The 21,596-nt window shown below is 69.1% G+C and carries 20 protein-coding genes; 8 read left to right on the forward strand and 12 right to left on the reverse strand.

Annotated elements, in window-relative coordinates:
* Window positions 1-7: 7 nt before the first annotated feature.
* The 10 genes from cydB to hisD all read right to left on the reverse strand — a co-directional run bounded on the left by cydB (window position 8) and on the right by hisD (window position 12,425).
* Window positions 8-991 carry a cytochrome d ubiquinol oxidase subunit II gene (cydB, locus tag OG817_RS19660; protein ID WP_406056615.1) on the reverse strand — a complete coding sequence of 328 codons (984 nt, stop codon included), beginning with the start codon at window positions 989-991 and terminating at the stop codon, window positions 8-10.
* Window positions 992-1,008: 17 nt separating this feature from the next.
* Window positions 1,009-2,466 (reverse strand): cytochrome ubiquinol oxidase subunit I, encoded by a 1,458-nt coding sequence (locus tag OG817_RS19665; protein WP_406056617.1) that lies wholly within the window; start codon window positions 2,464-2,466, stop codon window positions 1,009-1,011.
* A gap of 21 nt (window positions 2,467-2,487) precedes the next feature.
* Complete coding sequence (cydC, locus tag OG817_RS19670; RefSeq protein WP_406056619.1) at window positions 2,488-4,197, reverse strand: thiol reductant ABC exporter subunit CydC; 1,710 nt, start codon at window positions 4,195-4,197, stop codon at window positions 2,488-2,490.
* Entirely contained in the window at window positions 4,197-5,858 is a 1,662-nt protein-coding gene (gene cydD / locus OG817_RS19675; RefSeq protein WP_406056622.1) for a thiol reductant ABC exporter subunit CydD, read from the reverse strand. The genes cydC and cydD overlap by 1 nt, the downstream gene beginning before the upstream one ends.
* A complete protein-coding gene (locus tag OG817_RS19680; protein ID WP_406056623.1) occupies window positions 5,845-7,149 on the reverse strand; it encodes a DUF2254 family protein in 1,305 nt (434 codons plus the stop codon). The genes cydD and OG817_RS19680 overlap by 14 nt, the downstream gene beginning before the upstream one ends.
* Before the next feature lie 5 nt (window positions 7,150-7,154).
* Entirely contained in the window at window positions 7,155-8,546 is a 1,392-nt protein-coding gene (locus OG817_RS19685; RefSeq protein WP_406056625.1) for a glutamate decarboxylase, read from the reverse strand.
* 119 nt (window positions 8,547-8,665) lie between these two features.
* Window positions 8,666-9,307: an imidazole glycerol phosphate synthase subunit HisH gene (hisH, locus tag OG817_RS19690; protein ID WP_406056627.1), complete on the reverse strand. Its 642-nt coding sequence runs from the start codon at window positions 9,305-9,307 to the stop codon at window positions 8,666-8,668.
* Window positions 9,304-9,903 carry an imidazoleglycerol-phosphate dehydratase HisB gene (gene hisB, locus OG817_RS19695; protein WP_393383904.1) on the reverse strand — a complete coding sequence of 200 codons (600 nt, stop codon included), beginning with the start codon at window positions 9,901-9,903 and terminating at the stop codon, window positions 9,304-9,306. The genes hisH and hisB overlap by 4 nt, the downstream gene beginning before the upstream one ends.
* 72 nt (window positions 9,904-9,975) lie before the next feature.
* On the reverse strand, window positions 9,976-11,100 hold the full coding sequence (locus OG817_RS19700; protein ID WP_406056630.1) for a histidinol-phosphate transaminase: 1,125 nt from the start codon (window positions 11,098-11,100) through the stop codon (window positions 9,976-9,978).
* Complete coding sequence (hisD, locus tag OG817_RS19705; RefSeq protein ID WP_406056632.1) at window positions 11,100-12,425, reverse strand: histidinol dehydrogenase; 1,326 nt, start codon at window positions 12,423-12,425, stop codon at window positions 11,100-11,102. The genes OG817_RS19700 and hisD overlap by 1 nt, the downstream gene beginning before the upstream one ends.
* Before the next feature lie 101 nt (window positions 12,426-12,526).
* Here hisD and OG817_RS19710 point away from each other — a divergent pair, with 101 nt between their 5' ends.
* Genes OG817_RS19710 through OG817_RS19725 form a run of 4 tightly spaced genes read left to right on the forward strand, consistent with a single transcriptional unit; the run spans window position 12,527 to window position 14,637 of the window.
* Window positions 12,527-13,195 (forward strand): LON peptidase substrate-binding domain-containing protein, encoded by a 669-nt coding sequence (locus OG817_RS19710; RefSeq protein ID WP_406056634.1) that lies wholly within the window; start codon window positions 12,527-12,529, stop codon window positions 13,193-13,195.
* 51 nt (window positions 13,196-13,246) lie between these two features.
* Window positions 13,247-14,074, forward strand: coding sequence for an SDR family NAD(P)-dependent oxidoreductase (locus tag OG817_RS19715; RefSeq protein WP_406056636.1), 828 nt, complete (start codon window positions 13,247-13,249; stop codon window positions 14,072-14,074).
* Between the two features lie 24 nt (window positions 14,075-14,098).
* Window positions 14,099-14,335: a YlcI/YnfO family protein gene (locus OG817_RS19720; protein ID WP_329475872.1), complete on the forward strand. Its 237-nt coding sequence runs from the start codon at window positions 14,099-14,101 to the stop codon at window positions 14,333-14,335.
* Window positions 14,335-14,637: a type II toxin-antitoxin system PemK/MazF family toxin gene (locus OG817_RS19725; RefSeq protein ID WP_406056638.1), complete on the forward strand. Its 303-nt coding sequence runs from the start codon at window positions 14,335-14,337 to the stop codon at window positions 14,635-14,637. The genes OG817_RS19720 and OG817_RS19725 overlap by 1 nt, the downstream gene beginning before the upstream one ends.
* Here the strand turns inward: OG817_RS19725 and ilvD are convergent.
* Window positions 14,634-16,484 (reverse strand): dihydroxy-acid dehydratase, encoded by a 1,851-nt coding sequence (ilvD, locus tag OG817_RS19730; protein WP_406056640.1) that lies wholly within the window; start codon window positions 16,482-16,484, stop codon window positions 14,634-14,636. The two genes, OG817_RS19725 and ilvD, sit on opposite strands and share 4 nt — an antisense overlap.
* A 122-nt stretch (window positions 16,485-16,606) precedes the next feature.
* On the opposite strand from ilvD, the gene OG817_RS19735 reads away from it, so the two are divergent.
* The 4 genes from OG817_RS19735 to OG817_RS19750 all read left to right on the forward strand — a co-directional run bounded on the left by OG817_RS19735 (window position 16,607) and on the right by OG817_RS19750 (window position 20,430).
* Window positions 16,607-17,449 carry a helix-turn-helix domain-containing protein gene (locus OG817_RS19735; protein WP_406056642.1) on the forward strand — a complete coding sequence of 281 codons (843 nt, stop codon included), beginning with the start codon at window positions 16,607-16,609 and terminating at the stop codon, window positions 17,447-17,449.
* A complete protein-coding gene (locus tag OG817_RS19740; protein WP_406056644.1) occupies window positions 17,446-17,877 on the forward strand; it encodes a VOC family protein in 432 nt (143 codons plus the stop codon). The genes OG817_RS19735 and OG817_RS19740 overlap by 4 nt, the downstream gene beginning before the upstream one ends.
* Window positions 17,878-17,935: 58 nt before the next feature.
* Complete coding sequence (gene recQ / locus OG817_RS19745) at window positions 17,936-19,771, forward strand: DNA helicase RecQ (protein ID WP_406056646.1); 1,836 nt, start codon at window positions 17,936-17,938, stop codon at window positions 19,769-19,771.
* 80 nt (window positions 19,772-19,851) lie between these two features.
* A complete protein-coding gene (locus tag OG817_RS19750) occupies window positions 19,852-20,430 on the forward strand; it encodes a dihydrofolate reductase family protein (protein ID WP_396389543.1) in 579 nt (192 codons plus the stop codon).
* 4 nt (window positions 20,431-20,434) lie between these two features.
* On the opposite strand, the gene OG817_RS19755 is transcribed toward OG817_RS19750, so the two are convergent.
* A complete protein-coding gene (locus tag OG817_RS19755) occupies window positions 20,435-21,577 on the reverse strand; it encodes a serine hydrolase domain-containing protein (RefSeq protein ID WP_406056648.1) in 1,143 nt (380 codons plus the stop codon).
* Between the last annotated feature and the right edge of the window lie 19 nt (window positions 21,578-21,596).

The following is a 21,596-nucleotide window of genomic DNA, read 5'->3' on the forward strand; positions in this document are numbered from 1 at the left end:
AAGCTGCCTACGCACTCAGCCGGTGACGGAAAACGAAGTACGACCAGGCCTGGTAGAGCAGCACCAACGGCAGGAACACCAGTGCGATCACGCTCATCACCGTGAGCGCGTAGTGGGCCGACGCGGAGTTGTCGACCGTGAGGCTGTACGCGGGGTCTGTGCTCGACACCAGGACCTGCGGGTAGAGGGCGGCGAACAGCCCCGCCACGGTAAGGGCCATCGCCGTCGCAGACAGCATGAACGCCGTGCCGTCACGTTCGCCGTGCACCGCCCAGACGGAGCCGACCAGTGCTGCCGGGGCGATGGCCAGGGGCAGGATCGGCCCCCAGCCGTGGTCGGCGACGACGAGGGTCCAGACCGCGAAGACCGTGACCACCACGAAGCCCGCCCAGCCGACCCGGCGGGCGGTGCGGTGCGCTCGCAGGCGTAGCTCACCGGTGGTCCTGATGCCGACGAACGTCGCGCCGTTCACAAGGCACAACGTCACCAGCGTCAGCCCGGTCCACAGGCCGAACGGCGTGAAGAGATCCCAGAACGAGCCGGTGAACTCGCCGTCGGCGTTGATCGGGAGGCCCGCGATCAGGTCACCGAGCGCGATTCCGAGGACGAGCGGCGCCAACAGACTGCCGGTCGTCAGCGTGCCGCTCCACAACCGGCGCCAACCGTGTGTGTCGACCTTGCCACGGAACTCGAAGGACACTCCGCGCATGATCAGCGCCACCAGCAGCAACAGGACCGCGAGGTAGCTCGCCGAGAACCAGCTGGCGTACCAGTCGGGGAAGGCGGCGAAGATGCCCGCGCCGCCGACGACCAGCCAGACCTCGTTGCCGTCCCAGAACGGGCCGATGGTGTTGATCACCACCCGGCGCTCCCGATCGGTCCGGCCGAGCACCCGGTGCAGTACGCCGACGCCGAAGTCGAAACCCTCCAGCACGAAGAAACCGGTCCACAGGACCGCGATGATCACGAACCACAGCTCGGGTAGTCCCATGGCTGCCTCCCGGCTCGCTAGTAGGTGATCGCCGGCGTGCGGGGATCGCGGCCGGGCTCTTCCTCGGCATGGTCGAGTTCGAGGCCGCGCCGCGCGTAGCGCAGCATCAGGAACACGTAGGCGATGCCGAGCAGCAGGTAGACGACGACCAGCGCCGCCAGACTGATCGCCAGCTCGGTCGTGCTGACCGAGGTGGACACGCCGTCCGCGGTCTTCATCAGTCCCTGGACGAGCCACGGCTGCCGACCGTTCTCCGTCAGCATCCAGCCGGCCGTGTTCATCAGGACCGGTGCAAGCACCGCCCAGGTCGCCACGGCGAGGAACAACCGCGACTGCGTGAGCTTGCCGCGGTACAACAGCCAGGCTCCCCAGACGCCGATCAGCACCAGCAGGCTGCCGAGGTAGGCCATCACCCGCATCGACCAGTACTGCACGAACACGTTCGGTACGTAGTTGCCTTCGCCGTACTGCTGGACGTCGGCCGCCTGCAGCTCGTTGAGGCCCTCCACCTGGCCGTTCCACGTGCCGGTGGCGAGCACGGACAGCAGATGGGGTACTTCGAGCAGTTGCGTCGGGGTCTCGTCGTTCCTGCCGCCGCGGATCTGGAACAGCGAGAACGAGCACGGCTGACAGGTCTCCCACTGCGCCTCGGCGGCCGAGATCTTCATAGGCTGGTACTCCGCCTCCACCACACCGAGGTGGCTGCCCACCCCCAGCGCCAGGACCGAGACGGGGAGCAGCACGATGATCGCGAGCTTGGCCGAACCGCGGAAGAGCCCGCTGTTCTCGCGGCGGCGCAGTTGCCACGCGGACACTGCCAGCATCAGCACGGCTCCGGTCAGCAGCGAAGCCAGCAGCACGTGGATGTAGCCCCAGACGAACACCGGGTTCGTGAACAGGTCCCCGATCGAACTGAGCTCCGGCCGCCCGGTCTGCGCGTTGGTGGTGTAACCCACCGGGTGCTGCATCCACGAGTTCGCGGCCATGATGAACGCGGCCGAGAGCGAGGCCCCGACGGCGACCAGCCAGATCGTGGCGAGGTGAACCCGCCGCGGCAGCACGTTCCAGCCGAAGACCCACAACCCCACGAACGTCGATTCCAGGAAGAACGCCGCGAGCCCCTCCATCGCCAATGGGGCGCCGAAGACGTCGCCGACGAATCGCGAGTACGCCGACCAGTTCGTGCCGAACTGGAATTCCTGCACCAGCCCGGTGACGACGCCGACCGCGATGTTGATCAGCAGCAGGTGACCGAAGAACTGGGTCAAGCGCTTGTGATCCTCCTTGCCCGATCGGTACCACTTGGTGTGCAGTACGGCGACCAGAAACGCCAGCCCGATCGTGATCGGAACGAAGACGAAGTGGTAGATGCTGGTCGTGGCGAACTGGATACGCGCCAGGTCGGTCGGGTCCATCGCAGACCTTTCCTCGGGCTGATCACCCTCGTCGGGAACGTCGTCGTTCCCCAGGCTCATGCCTGACTCGCCGGCGGCGCATCATTCCGACCGGGTGAGATCTGCCTGTTCTCTGGCCCAGATCCGCGCGTACGTCCGGCCCGCCGCCACCAACTCAGAGTGGGTGCCCGACTCCACTACGCGACCCGCTTCCAGCAGCAGGACCCGATCGACGCTCTGCAGCCCACCCAGCCGATGAGTGATGAGCAGCGTGGTGCGCCCGGGGGGCGCGGCCAGCAGCGTCGCGGTCAGCGCGTCCGCGGCCCGAGGGTCGAGATGCTCGGTCGGCTCGTCGAGGATCAGCACCGGAAAATCCGCCAGCAGGGCACGCGCGACGACGAGCCGCTGCCGCTGGCCGCCCGACAGGCGGGTGCCGTGCTCGCCGACTTCGGTGTCCAGACCGTGCGGCAGGCCGTCGACCCAGGTCAGCAGGCCGACCTGTGCGAGCGCGGCCCGGAACTCGGCATCGGTGGCGTCGGGCCGTGCCAGCCGGAGGTTGTCGCCGATCGTGCGGTCGAAGACATGTGCGTCCTGCTCGGCCGAACCGACCACCCGGCGGAGAGCGTCGGGATCCAGGTCACCGAGACCGACCCCGTTCAGGGACGCCGTACCGGACTCGAGGTCGAGGAAGCGCAGTAGGACGGCGGCCAGCGTGGACTTGCCTGCTCCGCTGGGTCCGACCACCGCGATCGTCTCGCCGGGCGCCAGATCCAGGTCGATCCCGTCCAGCGCAAGCTGTCCGGACGGGTAGCGAGCGCGCACACCGCGGAGCCGGATCGTGTACGGCGCGGCCGGCAGCGGCACCGGATGTATGGACTCGCGGACAGGCACCTCGACAGCCAGCAGGGCATCGACCCGTTCCTGGCTACGCCGTACCCGTTCGAAGATCGCGAAGGCCTGCGGGAGTCCGGAGGCCACCTCGAAGGCGGCCAGACAGACGAGGACGACGACAGTGAGCAGGACACCGGGGAGTCGACCGTTGTCGACGGCAACTATCCCGACCGCGAGCACACCCCACACGCAGAGGCCGGCGAGCAGGGCGGTGAGCCCCGAGCCGGTCCCCGCGGTACGGGCAGCCGCCCGAGCGACCCTGGTCAGCCCGGCGTCGGCTCGATCGGCCTTGCGCAACTGGGCCTTCGCCGCACCGTAGGCGATCAGGTCGGGCGCACCCTGGACCAGGTCGACCACAGCGGTCGACAGCTCGCCGCGCGTCTCTGACTGCCGCGCCTCGGAGCGTCTCACCAACTGCCGGGCGAGGACTGGGACGGCGGTCGCGCAGAGCAGCGCGGCAACCACGACAACCACACCGGCGGCCGGTACCAGCGTCCCGACCAGGCCGACCGTCAGCCCGATGGATGCCACGAAGACCACGTACGGCGAGACGACGCGCAACAGCAGATCCTGCAGTGAATCCACGTCGTCGACGAACCGGGCCAGCAGATCACCGCTGCGGAAACCCGGCAAGCCGGCCGGCGCGAGACGCTCGAGCCTGGCGTAGACCTTCATCCGTACGTCGGCCAGCACGCGGAACGCCGCATCGTGGCCGACCAGGCGCTCGGCGTACCTGAGCAACCCGCGACTGATCCCGAAGAATCTCACCCCGACGACCGCGAGTCCGAGCGCCGCCATGTTCGGCTGCTCGGAGGCGCGGGCGATCAGCCAGCCGGCGGTCGCCGCGAGACCGAGGCCGGCGGCGGCGCCACCCGCCCCGAGCAGACTGGCCGCGGCCAGCCGGGCCGTCACGCCGGACATCATCGGTAGTCCAACGCGGTCGCACGTTCCAGCTGGATCTCCGTGTCCGCCACCGCGACCAGGCCCGGTCGATGCGCGGCGATCAACGCCGTCCGGCCGACAGTCAGCCGGGCGACCGCGGCGAGGACCGACGCCTCGGTCTCCCCGTCCAGGTTGGCCGTCGGCTCGTCGAGCAGGAGCAGCGGTGCATCCATCAGGAACGCCCGCGCGAGCGCGGCGCGCTGCTTCTCCCCCGCGGACAGACCAGCACCGCGCTCACCCAGCGGCGTCGCGAGGCCGAGCGGCAGCCTGTCGATCGTTTGCGTGAGCCCGGCGTCGTCGACCGCTCGCAGTACGTCCTCCTCGGCAGCGTCCGGTCTGCCGAGCCTGATGTTGTCGGCCAGACTCGCGGCCAACAGGTACGGCCGCTGCGGCACCCATGCCACGTTCTGGCGCCAGCGGTCGGGATCGAGCTGCGCCAGGTTCACCCCGCAGACGGTCACCTGCCCCGAGTCCACCCCGACGAAGCCCAGCAGTACGGCGATCAGCGTCGACTTGCCGCAACCGCTCGGGCCGGTCAAGGCCACCACTTCCCCGGACCGGACGGACAGGCTGATCCGGTCGAGTGCGGGGCCGTCCCGGTCCGGATAGCTCACGCACAGGTCGTCCACCCGCAGGTCCACGGTCGGGTGGAACGGGAGAACGGCTCCGATACCGTCTGCCGGACGCGGGCTGTCCAGCACCGTGAACACCTGGTCCGCCGCCGCGGCACCATCCGTGCCCGCGTGGAAGCTCGCGCCGAGCGTGCGGAGCGGGAGGTAGGCCTCAGGAGCAAGGATGAGCACGAACAGGCCGGTCGAGAGGTCGAGACTGCCACTGACGAGCCTGATCCCGACAGCCACCGCGACGACCGCCACCGACAACGAAGCGAGCAACTCCAGAACGAGGGACGACAAGAACGCCACTCGCAGCGAACCCATCGTCTCCTGCCGGAAGTCGTCGGTCGCACGGCGGACCAGGGCAGCTTGGGACCGCGATCGGCCGAACACCTTCAGCGTCGTCAGGCCGGCGATGCTGTCGAGGAAGTGGCCGCCCAGACGCTGCAGGACGACCAGACGCTTGACCGCCTGGACCCTGGCGCCGGCACCGACGACGGCCATCAGCAGCGGGATCAGGGGAACGGTGACGGCGACGATCGCCGCAGCCACGATGTCCTGTGTCACGGCCGCCGTGATGACCGCGGTGGGGACGATCACGGCCAGGACCAGCTGCGGCAGGTAGCGGGTGAAGTAGCCGTCGAGAGCATCGAGGCCCCGGGTGCCGAGCGTCTCGAGATCCGCGGTGCGGTGCCGGGTGAGCCAGGCAGGCCCCAGGTCGACAACGTGCCGCAGCAAGGTCATCCGCAGCTCCGCCTTCGCCTGCGTGGCGGCCTGGTGTGCCATCAGCTCGGCCCACCAGGCGAGCCCAGCACGGGCGATCACCACGCCGAGCAAGGCCAGCAGCGGACCGCGCAACTCGGCAAGCCCCGCGCCGTCCTGGAAGGACCTGGACAGAAGGCCCGCCAGCAGGAAGGCCTGTGCGACGACCAAGGCCGCGGTCGCGACCCCGAGAAAGGCGGACCGCAGCAGCAACGTCCTGACTGCCCGCGTCCGACTGATCAGTCTCCGGTCAACGGCGGGCATCGGAGTCCTCGCCGAGTCGCGCGGCGCCAAGGCCCTGCCGGTCGCTCATCCGTGCCAGCGCCCGCTGGAACGGGTCGGCGAACGCAGCGTCGGTCGCGCGATCCAGGGCCTCGAGCTGCGATTGCACGGCTTCCCGACGTGCCGGGAGGACTCCGGCCCGCAGTTCCTCGAGCATGGCACGCAAGCGGCGGCAGATCTGCGGCGAGAACGCACCGTACTGGCGGATCTCGGTCACTCCGAGCTCCAGGTACTCCGCCCACCTGCGGGTCCGCAGGACCAGGCGGACCCGGCCGTCGGTGTCGAGCGCGGTCCCCCGGAACGCGCGGTCGGAGGCACCGATCCCGAGCAGCAGGGCGCCGATGTAGTTCAGCACCTGCGTCGCCGTGGTGGGGTCGTTGACCGCCGGAGACAACGCCCGGATGGCGATGTCGACCAGGATGCGCAACGCGAAGGCCGGGTCCTGGTCGATCGTGCGCTCGCGCCCCAGCGAGACCATCCTGGCCAGCCGCCGCAGGTCGGCCTCGCCGGCCGCCGCGCCGTGAACCTCCATCATGACGCTGCCCGCGATGACGAAGTCACCGATCGTGTGCGGTATGACGACGAGCTGGTCCCGGGCCGCCGCGAACCGGACAATGCCGGCTATGTCGATGTCCTGGATAGCGCCCGACCGGGGAGCCGGCACCCTGGAGCTCACCGCCCCACGCCGGTCCGCGTGATCGCCGGCACCGGCGTCCGCGACGAGATCGTCTTCCTCGGCCTCGATCGCAAGCCCGGCCTGTGCCATCGCAGCCGCGACGGCGACCGGCCGCAGCGCGTGCACGAACCGGTCGAAGTACAGCAGCAGGAGGATCAGATCGATCCCGACGGCCAGCCCGACCAGGCTGATGCCCAGATCGGGCACGGAGTCGGACTCCACCTGGCGCAGCAGTGCGAAGGCGAAGGTGAAGGTGGCCGTGAACGTCGCGAGCACGAACTTCTGCAGCCGGTCCCGGTACCACAGCCGCATGAACCGTGGCGACAGCGTGCCGGTCGCCATCTGGACGACCAGCACGCCGATCGTGACCACGAAGCCGATCAGCCCGACCATCGCGGCCGCGGCGGACGACAACACGCTGCTCGCGGTGCTCTCGGAGTACGACCACTCCGGCGGCAATGAGATCCGGCCCTCGAGCCAGAGGTCGGCCCCGGCCAGCACCACACCCAACAGGCCGCCGAGGAGCGGCACGACCCACAGACTCTGCCGGACGGACTGGTGTGCCCGGAATCCGGCTGCCCAGAACCTCACGGTCATGCCGGTCAGTGATGGAACCCGGCCGGCTCCTTCTCCTGCGGCATCGGCGCCACCAGCCCGTCGAGCCACTCGACCGCGACCCGCACATCGCGCAGGAACAGGTCGGCCATGTCGTGGCTGAATCCGTTCCGCACGACCACCCGCAGGACGACCAGATCCTCCCGATTCGGCGGCATCGTGTACGCCGGCACCAGCCAGCCCCGCTCGCGCAGCTTCCGCGAAACGTCGTATGCCGTGTACTTCGTGATGCCGTCGGCCATCCGGAACGCGAACACCGGCAGGTCCCGTCCGTCCGAGACCAGCTCGAACTCGGGCATCTCCTTGATCGCCTCGCTGAGGTGTACGGCGACGTCCTGGCAGGTCTGCTGGATCCGCTGGTAGCCGTCGCGGCCGAGTCGCAGGAACTGGAAGTACTGCAGCAGCACCTGCGCGCCGGGCCGGGAGAAGTTCAGCGCGAAGGTCGGCATATCCCCGCCGAGGTAGTTCACCTTGAAGACGAGTTCCTCGGGCAGGTTCTCGGTGTGCCGCCACAGCACCCAGCCGACGCCCGGATAGACGAGCCCGTACTTGTGACCGGATGCCTGGATCGACGCCACTCGCGGCAGCCGGAAGTCCCACACCAGGTCAGGCTGCAGGAAGGGAGCGACGAACCCACCTGACGCCGCGTCGACGTGTACCGGCACGGACAGTCCGGTTCGCTCCTCGAGGTCGTCCAGCGCGGCGCAGATCTCGGCGACCGGCTCGTAGCTACCTTCCATCGTCGATCCGAGGATGGCCACCACACCGATGGTGTTCTCGTCCACGAACTTCAGGGCCCGGTCGGCGGTCAGGTAGAGGTTGTCGCCCTCCAGCGGGACGTACCTCGGCTCGACATCCCAGTATTCGGCGAACTTCTCCCACACGACCTGCACGTTCTGGCCCATCACGAGGTTGGGCCGGTCGAAGGGCTTACCCGCGGCGCGACGGGCGTGCTGCCAGCGCCGCTTGAGTGCGAGGCCGCCGAGCATGCAGCCCTCGGAACTGCCGGTCGTCGACGTCCCGATCGCGTCGGCTGTGTCCGGCGCGTTCCACAGGTCGGCGAGCATCCGCACGCACCGGCTCTCGATCTCCGCCGTCTGCGGGTACTCGTCCTTGTCGACCATGTTCTTGTCGACCGTCTCGGCGTACAGCCGGTTCGCCTCGTCGTCCATCCACGTGGTCACGAACGTGGCGAGGTTGAACCGGGCGTTGCCGTCCAGCATGACCTCGTCCCGGACGATCCCGTACGCCGACTGAGGCAGCATCTCCTGATCCGGCATCCGGTCCTTCGGGACCGACACCACGGTGTCCCTGGTGAATCGTGGTAGGACGGTCAGATCGCTGGCCGCCCGTTTCGTGGTGCTGCTGATGCCGGTCATCGCCGATCACCCCTCGGTCGCGGCGACACGACTTGCCGCCACCATCCATCCCACACCCGGGTGTCCGGGACGTCCTCACCCGCTCCGCATGAGGCACACGCCGTACGCCGGGGCTGCGCTCAGAGCGAGCGGACCCAGTTGGCCAGCAGTGCGGCGCCGGCATCGCCGGACTTCTCGGGGTGGAACTGGGTGGCCGCGAGCGGGCCGTTCTCGACCGCGGCGACGAACCGGTCGCCGCCGTACGACGTCCAAGTCACCAGCGGGGCCACCGACTCGCGGGCGTCGGTCAACTGCCACTCGCGGACGCCGTACGAGTGGACGAAGTAGAAGCGTTCCTTCTCGATGCCGTCGAAGAGCGCAGAGCCGGCAGGTACGTCGACTGTGTTCCACCCCATGTGCGGGACCGGCTCGTCGTGCTGGGGCTTCAACCGCTCGACAGTGCCGGGCCACTGCTCGCAGCCCTCGGTCTCGACGCCGTGCTCGATGCCGCGGGCGAAGAGGATCTGCATGCCGACACAGATCCCGAGCACCGGGCGCCCGCCCGTCAGGCGCCGGTCGACCACGACGTCACCGCGAACGGACTTGAGTCCGGTCATGCAGGCCTCGAACGCCCCGACGCCCGGGACGAGCAGACCGTCCGCGTTCAGCGCCTCGTCGAAGTCGGAAGTGACAGTCACGTCCGCGCCGACGCGCTGCAGTGCTCGCTCCCCCGACCGGATGTTGCCCGATCCGTAGTCGAGAAGCACGACCTTCTTGCTCACAGAGCGCCCTTGGTCGACGGAATGCCCGGCTGCCGCGGGTCGAGCTCGGCGGCCGCGCGCAGCGCCCGGGCGAAGGCCTTGAACTGGGCCTCGACGATGTGGTGCGGGTCGCGGCCGGACAGCACCCGGATGTGGATGCAGATCGCGGCATTGAACGCGAGCGTCTCGAACACGTGCTGGGTCAGCGAACCGGCGTAGTCGCCGCCGATGATCGCGTACACCTGACCGTCGGGCTCACCGGTGTGGACGCAGTACGGCCGGCCGGACAGGTCGACCGTGCAGTGCACCAGCGCCTCGTCCAGGGGCACGGTCGCGTCGCCGAAGCGGCGGATGCCGCGCTTGTCCCCGAGAGCTTCACGAAGCGCCTGGCCGATGCCGATCGCGGTGTCCTCGACCGTGTGGTGCGCGTCGATCTCGAGGTCGCCGACCGTGTTCACGTGCAGGTCGAGCAGCGCGTGCTTGGCCAGTGCGTTGAGCATGTGGTCGTAGAACCCAACCCCTGTTGAGATCTCGGCCCGTCCCTCGCCGTCGATGTTCAGCTCGACCAGGACTTTCGACTCGCTGGTCTCCCGATCGATCCGCGCTGTGCGGCTCATGCACGTCCTCGCTTCGCTGCGGGCGCGCATTCCCCGCATTGGCGACTGTGTTGTCTTATGAGCTCGCTTCGCTCACTCATGTGTCAGCCTTCCCACGTCGGTCTTCAGTACACGCTCCAGTGAAGCGCGGAATGCGGCCATCTCGGCGCCGGTGCCGATCGACACCCGCAGCCAGCCGTCCGGTCCGGTCTCGCGGATCAGTACGCCGTCGTCCAGCAGCGACTGCCAGACCGCGTGCCGGTCGGCGAACGTCCCGAACAGGACGAAGTTCGCGTCCGAGTCGACCGCGCGCAGGCCCTGCGCCCGCAGCCAGTCGACCGTCTCGTCGCGCTCCACCCGCAACTGCTCGACCCGGCCGAGCAGCTCGTCGGAGTGCCGCAGTGCTGCCCGCGCGACCGCCTGCGTCACCGCGGACAGGTGGTACGGCAGCCGCACGATCCGCAGCGCGTCCACCAACTGCTTGCTCGCGGCAAGGTATCCGACCCGGCCACCGGCCAGCGCGAACGCCTTCGACATCGTCCGCGCCACCGCGAGATTCGGGTACGACGGCAGCAGCGTCACCGCACTCGGCGTCCCGGTACGGCGGAACTCGGCGTACGCCTCGTCGACCACCAGGACCGAGCCGACCGCGGCGGTCCGGGCGGCGATCGCCTCCACGACGTCGATCGGCAGCGCCGTCCCGGTCGGGTTGTTCGGCGAGGCGAGCAGTACGACGGACGGGTGATGCCGGGAGATCGCGGCCAGCGCCTTGCTCTGGTCGAGGGTGAAGTCCTCGGCCCGGCGGCCGGTCACCCAGGCCGTGTTCGTGTCCCGCGCGTACTCCGGATACATCGAGTACGTCGGCGCGAACGAGAGCGCCGTACGTCCTGGTCCGCCGAAGGCCTGCAGGATGTGCAGCATGACCTCGTTGGAGCCGTTGGCCGCCCAGACCTGCTCGGCGGTCAGTTGCGCGCCGGACTCCCGGCCCAGGTACGCCGCGAGTTCCCCGCGCAACTCCAGGAACTCACGGTCCGGGTAGCGGTTCAGGCCACGCGCCGCCTCGGTGACCGACGCGGCGATGTCGGCGACGGTCTCCTCGCTCGGCGGGTACGGGTTCTCGTTGACGTTGAGCAGCACCGGGACATCGAGTTGCGGGGCGCCGTACGGCTCGAAGCTCTTCAGCTCGTCGCGGAGCGGCAGCCCGTCGAAGCGGCCCATCAGTCCTCCCCGGGGAATCGCACCGACACCGCGGCGCCGTGGGCCGGCAGGTCCTCGGCGTGTGCCAGCGCGACCACGTGGCCGGCCACCTCCTGCAGGGCGTCGCGCGAGTAGTGCACGACGTGCATCGCCTTCAGGAAGCTGCGCACGGACAGTCCCGACGAGTGGCAGGCACAGCCGGCGGTCGGGAGGACGTGGTTGGACCCAGCGCAGTAGTCGCCCAGCGAGACCGGCGACCAGCCGCCGACGAAGATCGCGCCGGCGTTGGTGATCAGCCCGGCCCGCTCCTCCGCGTCCGCGGTCTGGATCTCCAGGTGCTCGGCGGCGTACGCATCCACCACCGCGGTCCCCTGGTCCAGATCGTCCACGAGTACGACGGCCGACTGCTGACCGTTGAGCGCTTCGGTGACCCGGTCCTGGTGCTTGGTCTTCGCGACCTGCACCGACAGCTCGGCCTCCACCTTGGTTGCCAGCGTTTCCGAAGGCGTCACCAGCACGCTGGCGGCCATCGGGTCGTGCTCGGCCTGGCTGATCAGATCGGCGGCGACGTGCTGCGGGTCCGCGGTGTCGTCGGCGAGGATCGCGATCTCGGTCGGGCCGGCCTCGGAGTCGATGCCGACCTCACCCAGTAGGAACCGCTTGGCGGCGACCACGTAGATATTGCCTGGCCCCGTGATGAGGTTGACCTTCCGGCATCCGTCAAAGCCGTAGGCGAAGCCGGCGATCGCCTGCGCGCCGCCCATCGCGTAGACCTCGTCGACGCCGAGCAGCGCACACACCGCGAGCACAGTCGGGTGCGGCAAACCGCCGAACTCCTTCTGCGGCGGCGATGCAATCGCCAGCGACGGGACCCCGGCGACCTGCGCCGGCACGACGTTCATCACGACGGACGACGCCAGTGGCGCACGACCACCCGGCACGTACAGCCCGACGCGCTGAACTGGGACGAACCGCTGTGTCACCCGCCCACCGGGGGCGGGCTCGGAGGCAATGTCGGCAGTGAGCTCGTCCTGGCTGACCTCGCGGACCCGCCGGATCGACTCCTCGAACGCCACACGGACCTCGGGGTCGAGCTCCTCCAGCGCCGTCTTCAGCGCCTCGGCCGGGACGCGGACCTCGTCGACACGCACATGGTCGAACCTCTCGCCGTACTCCCTGATCGCCTCGAGTCCACGATGGCGGACGTCCAGACAGATCGGTCGGACGACGTCGAGAGCCTTCTCGACGTCGAACACAGCTCGGGGGACGAGGGCATTCACTTCGGCTTGGAGGTCGGACACCTCTCCGGCCGCCACTCGGCCCCGCAGGTCGACGCGGCGAATCATGGGCTCAGTCTAGTGGTGACGACCCGCCGTCCCTGCGCCCTATCCACCACGCGGCCGATCACGGGCCGTGATCGGGGTGATCGTCCACTACGCTCGACAGCATGGACTCCCGCCTGCCGCTGCTCACTGTCGAGACGGTGATCTTCCCCGGGCTGGTGCTCCCCATTCCGGTCACCGATGTCCAGGGCCGCGCGGTCGTCCGCGACCTGGTCGAGAACGGCGGTGAACTCGTCTGCGGCGCGCTGGCCGTCCGGGACGGGTACGAGCTGGGTGAGCGGGTGTTCCGGTCGCTCTACGGAACCGGTTGTGCGGCGACGATCTCGGAAATCACCCTCGACGCCGACGACGACGGACCGGTCGAGCTCACGCTGACCGGCAACCGCCGGTTCAAGGTGGCCGAGCTGGACGGCGGCGGCGACTACCTGGTCGCGGACGTCGAGTGGCTGGACGAGGAGCTGGGCGACGACCCACTCGGTACGGCGACCATCGCGATCGAACGGTTCCGCCGGTACGCCGCGGCCGTCACCGAGATCAGCCGCCCAGGCCTGCACATCGGCGAACTGCCGGACGACCCGAGCACGTTGTCGTACCTGATGTCGGCCGCGATGACACTGCTCACCCCGGACCGGCAGAAGTTGCTCGAAGCCACCGACACCACGGCCCGGCTGGCCCAGCTCGTCGGCCTCCTGGACACCGAGCTGGCCGCCATCGCCGCGCTCCCGTCGCTGCCCGACACCAACCTCAGCTGGTCGACGATGTCGCCGAACTGACCCCCGCCGGGGTTGTAGTAGACCCAGGGGACCTTCTCGAAGGGGCTGGGGATGGACGGGAAATACGTACTGATCACCGGGGGAACCAACGGCATCGGGCTGGCGGCCGCACGCGAGCTGAGTCAGCAGGGCGCACGCATCGGGCTCGTGGCGCGGAATCGGGCGAAGGCCGAGAAGGTCGCCGCCGACCTCGCCGGGGCGGACGTTTTCGAGGCCGACCTGACCTCGCAGGCCTCGATCCGGACGATGGTCGCCGACGTCGCGGACCGGGCGCCGGCCATCGACGTCCTGGTGAACAACGCCGGCGCGATCTACGGCACCCATCAGCTCTCGCCGGACGGGATCGAGCTGACCTGGGCGTTGAACGTGCTCGCGCCGTACCTGATCACCAATCTGCTGACCGACCACCTCTCCCCCGGCGGCCGGGTGATCATGACCGTTTCGGACGAGCACGCGAAGGCGAAGCGCATCGACTTCGACGACCTGACCGGGACGCGGTTCTACTCCACCACCGCCCGGATGACCGGCGGCCCACTGCGCCGGTACGGCGAGGCGAAGCTCGCGACGATCCTGCTCACCGCAGACTTGGCCCGGCGAGGAGTCCAGGCGTACTCGTTCGAGCCCGGGCTGGTCTCCACCGGGTTCAACACCAACAACGGCCGGCTGATGAAGGCCATGATGGCGATGACCAAGCCGTTCGCCAAGACACCGGAGCAGGGCGCCGAGACGCTGGTGTGGCTCGCGACGGGAGCTGAGGCCGAGGCCGGCGGCTACTACTCGGACAAGCAACTCACCCAGCCGTCCACGGCGGCGCAGGACCAGGCGACCGCCGAGCGGCTGTGGCAGACCTGCGGGGAGCAGACCGCCCTACCGAAGTGAATCCCAGCGCGGTATGGTACTGGTATGAGCAAGCAGATCACCGTGCGGTTGCCGGATGAGCTGGTCGACTTCATGGACCAGTTGGTGGCGACCGACAAGGCAACGAGCCGGGCGTCCGTGGTCGCCCGGGCGATGGAGCGTGAGCGCCGCCGCGAGCTGGCCGCCCGCGACCTCGCCATCCTGACCGAGCACGGCGACTACCCCGACCTGGAGGGCCTGGCCCCCGCGGCCGCCGGCACCGTGCTCACCGACCTCGACTGATGCGGCCGCTCCACATCGCCCGGCTCGACAAACCGCGGCCGGTCGTGGTGCTGACGCGTGAACTCATCCGCCCACGCCTGACCAACGTGACGGTGGCGCCGATCACCAGCACGATCCGCGGCCTGTCCACCGAGGTACTGGTCGGCCCGGAGAACGGGCTGGACCATCAGAGCGCGATCTCCTGCGACAACATCCAGACCATCCCGAGGGCCCAGCTCGGCCGCCTCATCGGGTACCTCCACCCCGACCAGGAACCTGCCCTGGCCGAGGCGATCACCCTCGCCTTCGACCTCGAGCTCTAGCCGAGCTTGCTCACGTCGCGCACCGCGCCCTTGTCCGCGCTGGTGGCCATGGCGGCGTACGCACGGAGTGCCTGCGAGACCTTGCGCTCACGTGCGCGTGGGGCGTAGACGCCGCCGAGGGCATCCCGGCGTACGGTCAGCTCGGCCTCGTCGACCAGCAGCTCGATCGAGCGATTCGGGATGTCGATGCGGATCTGGTCGCCGTCCTGGACCAGCGCGATGGTCCCGCCGGACGCGGCCTCCGGGGAGGCGTGTCCGATGGACAGGCCCGAGGTGCCGCCGGAGAAGCGGCCGTCGGTGACGAGCGCGCAGACCTTGCCCAGGCCGCGGCCCTTCAGGAACGACGTCGGGTACAGCATCTCCTGCATCCCGGGGCCGCCCTTCGGGCCTTCGTACCGGATCACCACGACGTCACCCGGCTGGACCTGCTTGGCGAGGATCTTCTCGACCGCGTCCTCCTGCGACTCGCACACCACCGCAGGACCCTGGAACGTCCAGATCGACTCGTCCACCCCGGCCGTCTTCACGACGCAGCCGTCGACGGCCAGGTTGCCCTTCAGTACGGCGAGGCCGCCGTCCTTGGAGTAGGCGTGCTCGAGGTCGCGGATGCATCCGCCGGCCGCGTCGGTATCGAGGGTCTCCCAACGCTCCGACTGCGAGAACGCGGTCGCCGACCGCTTGCACCCGGGCGCCGCGTGCCACAGCTCGACGGCCTCCGGCGACGGCGAACCGCCGCGCAGGTCCCACGTCTTCAGCCACTCGTCGATCGAGTCGCTGTGCACGGTGTGGATGTTCTCGTTCAGCAGTCCGGCCCGGTGCAGCTCACCCAGGATCGCCGGGATGCCGCCGGCCCGGTGCACGTCCTCCATGTAGTACGTCCCGCCCGGCGCGACGTTCGGGGCGACCTTGGCCAGGCACGGCACCAGGCGCGACACCGCGTTGATGTCGTCCAGGTCGAAGCCGACCTCGGCCTCCTGCGCGGCCGCGAGCAGGTGCAGGATCGTGTTGGTCGACCCGCCCATCGCGATGTCCAGCGCCATCGCGTTCCCGAACGCCTCGCGGGAGGCGATGTTGCGCGGCAGCACGGTCGCGTCGTCGTTGTCGTAGTACCGCTTGGTGATCTGTACGACGGTCTCGCCGGCCTTCTCGTACAGGGCCTTCCGCGCGGTGTGGGTGGCGAGCACCGAACCGTTGCCGGGCAGCGACAGGCCGATCGCCTCGGTCAGGCAGTTCATCGAGTTCGCGGTGAACATGCCGGAGCAGGAGCCGCAGGTCGGGCAGGCGTTCTCCTCGATCCGCAGGATGTCGGCGTCGGAGACGTTCTCGTTCACCGCCTCGGACATCGCGTCGATCAGGTCCAGCTTGCGCACGGTGCCGTCGACCAGGGTGGCCCGCCCGGCCTCCATCGGACCACCGGAGACGAACACGGTCGGGATGTTCAGCCGGAGCGCGGCGTTCAGCATGCCCGGGGTGATCTTGTCGCAGTTCGAGATGCAGACCAGCGCGTCGGCGCAGTGTGCCTCGACCATGTACTCCACCGAGTCGGCGATCAGGTCCCGCGACGGCAGGCTGTAGAGCATGCCGCCGTGGCCCATGGCGATGCCGTCGTCGACGGCGATCGTGTTGAACTCGCGCGCGATCCCACCGGCCGCGTGGATCGCCTCGGACACGATCCGGCCGACCGGCGCCAGGTGGGTGTGGCCGGGGACGAACTCGGTGAAGCTGTTCGCCACCGCGACGATCGGTTTGCCGAAGTCCTCCCGAGCGACCCCGGAGGCCTGCATGAGGGCGCGGGCGCCGGCCATGTTGCGGCCGTGGGTGACGGTACGGGACCTCAGGGCAGGCACGACGGCATCTCCTCGCAGTAGAACGACCCCTTTGATGTTGCCACGTGCGTCCGGATGGCGGTACGCGGGTCCCGGATTGTGGAGCGGATGATTCTGTCGGACGCCGGATCTAGCCTGAGCACATGGCTGGGATGGAACACCACACGCGAGCGGTGCATCCTGCCTTGCGCCCGTACGTCGGCGACGTGAGCGGGTACGCGTACCACGGCGATCCCCCGGAGCTGCACCGCGGCCTGCCCTCGCGGTACCTGACGCTCGTCATCACCCTCGACGATCCGCTGGGTGTCGCCTGGCCCGACTGTCCGGTGGAGAAGTACGACGCGCTGGTCGGCGGACTGCACTCGACCGCGGTCCATATCGGCGCGACACCCAGCCGGGCGGGCGTCCAGCTGTCACTGACGCCGGCCGCGGCGCGCGTCCTGCTCGGCCTGCCACCCGGTGAGCTCGCGTCCACCGTCGTCGGCCTCGACGAGGTGCTCGGCCGGCCCGCCCGCGTGCTGACGGAGCAACTACGGGAGGCCCCGAGTTGGGACGAGCGCATGGACCTCCTCGAGACGCTGTTCCTCCGGCGGATGGCGGACACGCCTGCACATGAGGTGCGTCCGGAGGTCAGCTGGGCCTGGCGACGACTGCGGGACGCCGGCGGGGCGATCGGCGTACAGGAGCTGGCCGCGGAGGTCGGTTGGAGCCGGCGGCATCTGACCGATCGGTTCACCGCAGAATTCGGGCTGCCGCCGAAGGTGGCGGCGCGCGTGCTGCGGTTCGAGCGGGCGGTCGGGCGGTTGCGACGGCAGCCGGCGACCCGGCTCGCCGACCTGTCCGCCGAGTTCGGGTACGCCGATCAGGCGCATCTGACCAGGGAGTGGCAGGCGATCGCGGGCTGCTCGCCGCGGCAGTGGCTGGTCGAGGAGCTCCCAAATCTTCAAGACTTCGTCCCGGCCTGGGCCGAAGAGTTGGAGGCATGAACACGACGACTGAACAGAAGAAGAACGTGATCGGCGTCTGGCCGGGTCTGCACTACAAGGACGGACAGGCCGCACTGAAGTTCCTGACCGAGGGACTCGGTTTCGTCCTGGTCGCGTCGTACCCCGGAGTGGCTGAGGGTTCGGTTGCTCATGCCGAGCTGTCCTGGCCGACGGGTGGCGGCATCATGGTCGGCTCGAGCGACGCCAAGTCCGAAGCGGACGAGTTCAGTGCGCTGGCCGACGTGCCCCAGTCGGTCTATCTCGTCCACGACGACCCGGACAGCCTGATCGGCCGCGCGATCGCCGCCGGTGCCGTCGTGGTCCGCGGTCTGTCCGACTCGGACTACGGATCCCGCGGCTTCACCGTCCGCGATCCCGAGGGCAACATCTGGAGCGTCGGCACCTATGCCGGCGAGATCCCCGAGTAATCCACAGGATCGTGCCGCACGCCCAGCATCGACGTAGCGATCTCATTAGACTCGCGGGGTGACCGAGACACCCGGGCTGCCCGTTTCCGAAGCCGTCGAAGTGCTGAGCCGAGTCTTCGGGTACGACGCCTTCCGCGGTCAGCAGGCCGAGATCATCGACACGGTCGTTGCCGGTGGGGACGCCTTGGTGCTGATGCCGACCGGTGGTGGCAAGTCGCTGTGCTACCAGATCCCGGCCCTGGTCAGATCCGGCGTGGGCGTGGTGATCTCGCCACTGATCGCGCTGATGCAGGACCAGGTCGACGCGCTGACCGCGCTCGGGGTCCGGGCCGGCTTCCTCAACTCGACCCAGGACTTCGAGCAGCGGCGCGAGATCGAGCAGGCGTTCCTGGCCGGCGAGCTGGACCTGCTCTACCTGGCCCCCGAGCGGCTCCGGGTGGAGTCGACCGTGCGGCTGCTCGACCAGGGCAAGATCGCACTGTTCGCGATCGACGAAGCGCACTGTGTGTCCCAGTGGGGCCACGACTTCCGGCCCGACTACCTGATGCTGTCGGAGTTGCACGAGCGCTGGCCCGACGTACCGCGGATCGCGTTGACCGCGACCGCGACGGAGGCGACGCACCAGGAGATCGCGACCCGGTTGAAGCTGACCGACGCGAAGCACTTCGTCGCGAGCTTCGACCGGCCGAACATCCAGTACCGGATCGTGCCGAAGGACAGCCCGCAGCGGCAGTTGCTCGATCTGCTCCGGACCGAGCACGCCGGCGACGCAGGCATCGTCTACTGCCTGTCCCGCAACAGCGTCGAGAAGACGGCGGCCTTCCTGACCCAGAACGGGATCGAGGCCGTGCCGTATCACGCCGGCCTGGACAGCCGGACCCGAGCCACCAACCAGGCCAGGTTCCTGCGCGAGGACGGGCTGGTCGTGGTCGCGACGATCGCGTTCGGGATGGGCATCGACAAGCCGGACGTCCGCTTCGTCGCCCATCTCGATCTGCCGAAGTCGGTCGAGGGCTACTACCAGGAGACCGGCCGCGCGGGGCGCGACGGGCTGCCGTCCACCGCGTGGCTCGCGTACGGTCTGCAGGACGTCGTTCAGCAGCGGAAGATGATCGACACCTCCGAGGGCGATCTCGCGCATCGGCGCCGGCTCAGTTCGCATCTCGACGCGATGCTCGCGTTGTGCGAGACCGTGCAGTGCCGCCGGTCGCAACTGCTCGCGTACTTCGGTCAGCACGGCGACGCGTGCGGGAACTGCGACACCTGCCTGACTCCGCCGGAGTCGTGGGACGGGACGATCGCGGCGCAGAAGCTGCTGTCGACCGTGTACCGGCTGCAGCACGAGCGAGGCCAGAAGTTCGGTGCAGGCCAGCTGATCGACATCCTGCTCGGCAAGGAGACCGAGAAGGTCAAGCAGTTCCGGCACGACCAGCTGAGCGTGTTCGGGATCGGCACGGAACTGAAGGACACCGAGTGGCGTGGCGTGATCCGGCAGTTGCTGGCGCTGCGGCTGCTCGCGGTCGAGGGCGACTACGGGACGCTGGTGCTCACCGACGAGAGCGGCGAGGTGCTCGGCCGCCGGCGCGAGGTGATGATGCGCCGGGAGCCGGAGCGGATGCGGTCGAAGTCCTCGTCGGGGTCGAAGAAGAAGGCGGCGGCGGACCTCTCCCCCGAGGCGGCTCCGGTCTTCGAGCGGCTACGGACCTGGCGTGCCGCCGTCGCGAAGGAGCAGGGCGTCCCGGCGTACGTCATCTTCCACGACGCGACGCTCCGCCAGATCGCCACCGACCTCCCCGGCAGCCTGGCCGCGCTGGGCACCATCAGCGGTATCGGCGAGAACAAACTGGCCAAGTACGGCGAGGGCGTCCTGGAGGCGCTGTCCGCGCCGGACTGATGTCGAGTCCGGCCGGGTTCCTTCGACGCGAGGGTATGAGCGCGGGTCGGCCGCGCTCTGCGGAGTGAAGGAGCAGGATCATGTCTTCATCGGTGTTGTTGATGGCGATGTCCCTCGACGGGTACATCGCGGGCCCGAACGACCGTCCGGGCAACCCGGGCGGCGACGGCTTCATGCGGTTGCACAAGTGGTACGAGCGCGCGGACGGCGAGTTCGGCCGGCCGGAGGGGCCGGCCGGCGACGTCTGGGACGAACTGAACGCGACCGGCGCGGTGCTGGTCGGCCGGCGTACGGCGGAACAGGTCGACTTCTACGGCGGCGACCACCACGGCGTGCCGATCTTCGTGCTCAGCCGCCAACCGGTGCCGGAGGCGGCCGCGAAGTACGAGACGGTGAAGTTCGTGTCCGACATCGAGACCGCGATGGCGCAGGCGAAGGCCGCGGCCGGGGACAAGGACGTCCTGGTCCACGGTGCGGTGACCGCCCAGAAGGCGCTCGAGGCGGGCGTACTCGACGAGCTGCAGATCGACCAGGTCCCGGTGCTGTTCGGCGGCGGGATGCGCCTGTTCGACGTCCTGCCGGAACGGATCGAACTGGAGGTCGCCCGGGTGATCGACACCCCAGCAGCCACCCACATCCGCTACCGCGTCCGCCGCTGAGCATTCAGTTCAGCATGGGCTGGAGGGCGGTGAGGAGTCCGGCCATCGCGGTGTCGACCTGTTTGTTGCCATCGGCAAGGAGCAGGGCGACGGAGAGTCTCTTCTCCGGGATCACGAGCAGCAGGCTGGTGTGGTCGGCCATCTCACCGCGGTGGCCGAACGCCGTACCGATGCCGAACCGGCCCGTGAACCGCATCGTCCCCAGCCCGTACTCGCCCTCGCCCTTGGTCATCTCGCTCACCAGGTCGGCCGGAAGCACGCGGCCGCCGTACAGCTCGTATCCCCAGCGCGCGATCGTCGGCGCGTCGGCGGCGAGCCCTCCGTTCGCCGCCGACAAGCTGGCGATCGAGCGGCACGGGAGATAGCCGTCGTTCGCCGAGCCACACCCGGGATTGGCGTCGGCCACGGCGGGCGGCTGCGGCTTCTCGCCGTCCTGGAAGGCAGCATGCTGCAGCCCTGCCGGGGTCGCCAGGTCCCGGCGGAGCACGGTCGCGAGCGGCTGCCCGGTCACCTTCTCGATCAGCAGACCGAGCAGCACGTAGCTGGGATTGCTGTAGTTGTAAGTGCTGCCCGGTGCTCCGACCGGCGCAGTGTCGTAGGACAAGGCCTGCTCATGCGTCCAGTGCTCACTCGGCGCGGTCGCGATCGCCTTGTCCATCCGCGCGTAGTCGTCGGGCAGGTAGTTCGGTACGCCGGATGTCATCGAGAGATGCTGCCGGACGGTCGCCTTGTTCGCGGTCAGCCTGTGCTTCACGTACGTCGAGATCGGCGCGTCCAGGTCGACCTTCTTCGCTTTCGCCAGCAGCATCACCTCGGCCGCGACGAACGTCTTCGTGATGCTCGCGACCGCCATGCTCGTGTCCGCGGTCAACGCCGTACCCCGGGCGTCCTTCCCCGCCGCCCCGGCCCAGGTCCACCGATCGGTGACGACCGTGGCCGTGACACCGCGCGAGCCCGACTCGAGGTCCGGTGTCGCGACGATCTTCGCGAGCACGTCCTGCAAGGCCTTCGCCTTCGCCTGATCGAGCGGCGTCGTCGCCGGATCAAGGAAGATTGCGGCCGTGGCCGGCGTACTCGTGGCCGGGCTCCCACCCGAACAACCCACCAACGTCAGCACCAGCAGCGCCGCCATCCCCGATTTCACCATCCTTCGATAGTGGCACCGA

Origin of the sequence: Kribbella sp. NBC_00889, assembly GCF_045207705.1 — a bacterium.
Taxonomy (GTDB): domain Bacteria; phylum Actinomycetota; class Actinomycetes; order Propionibacteriales; family Kribbellaceae; genus Kribbella.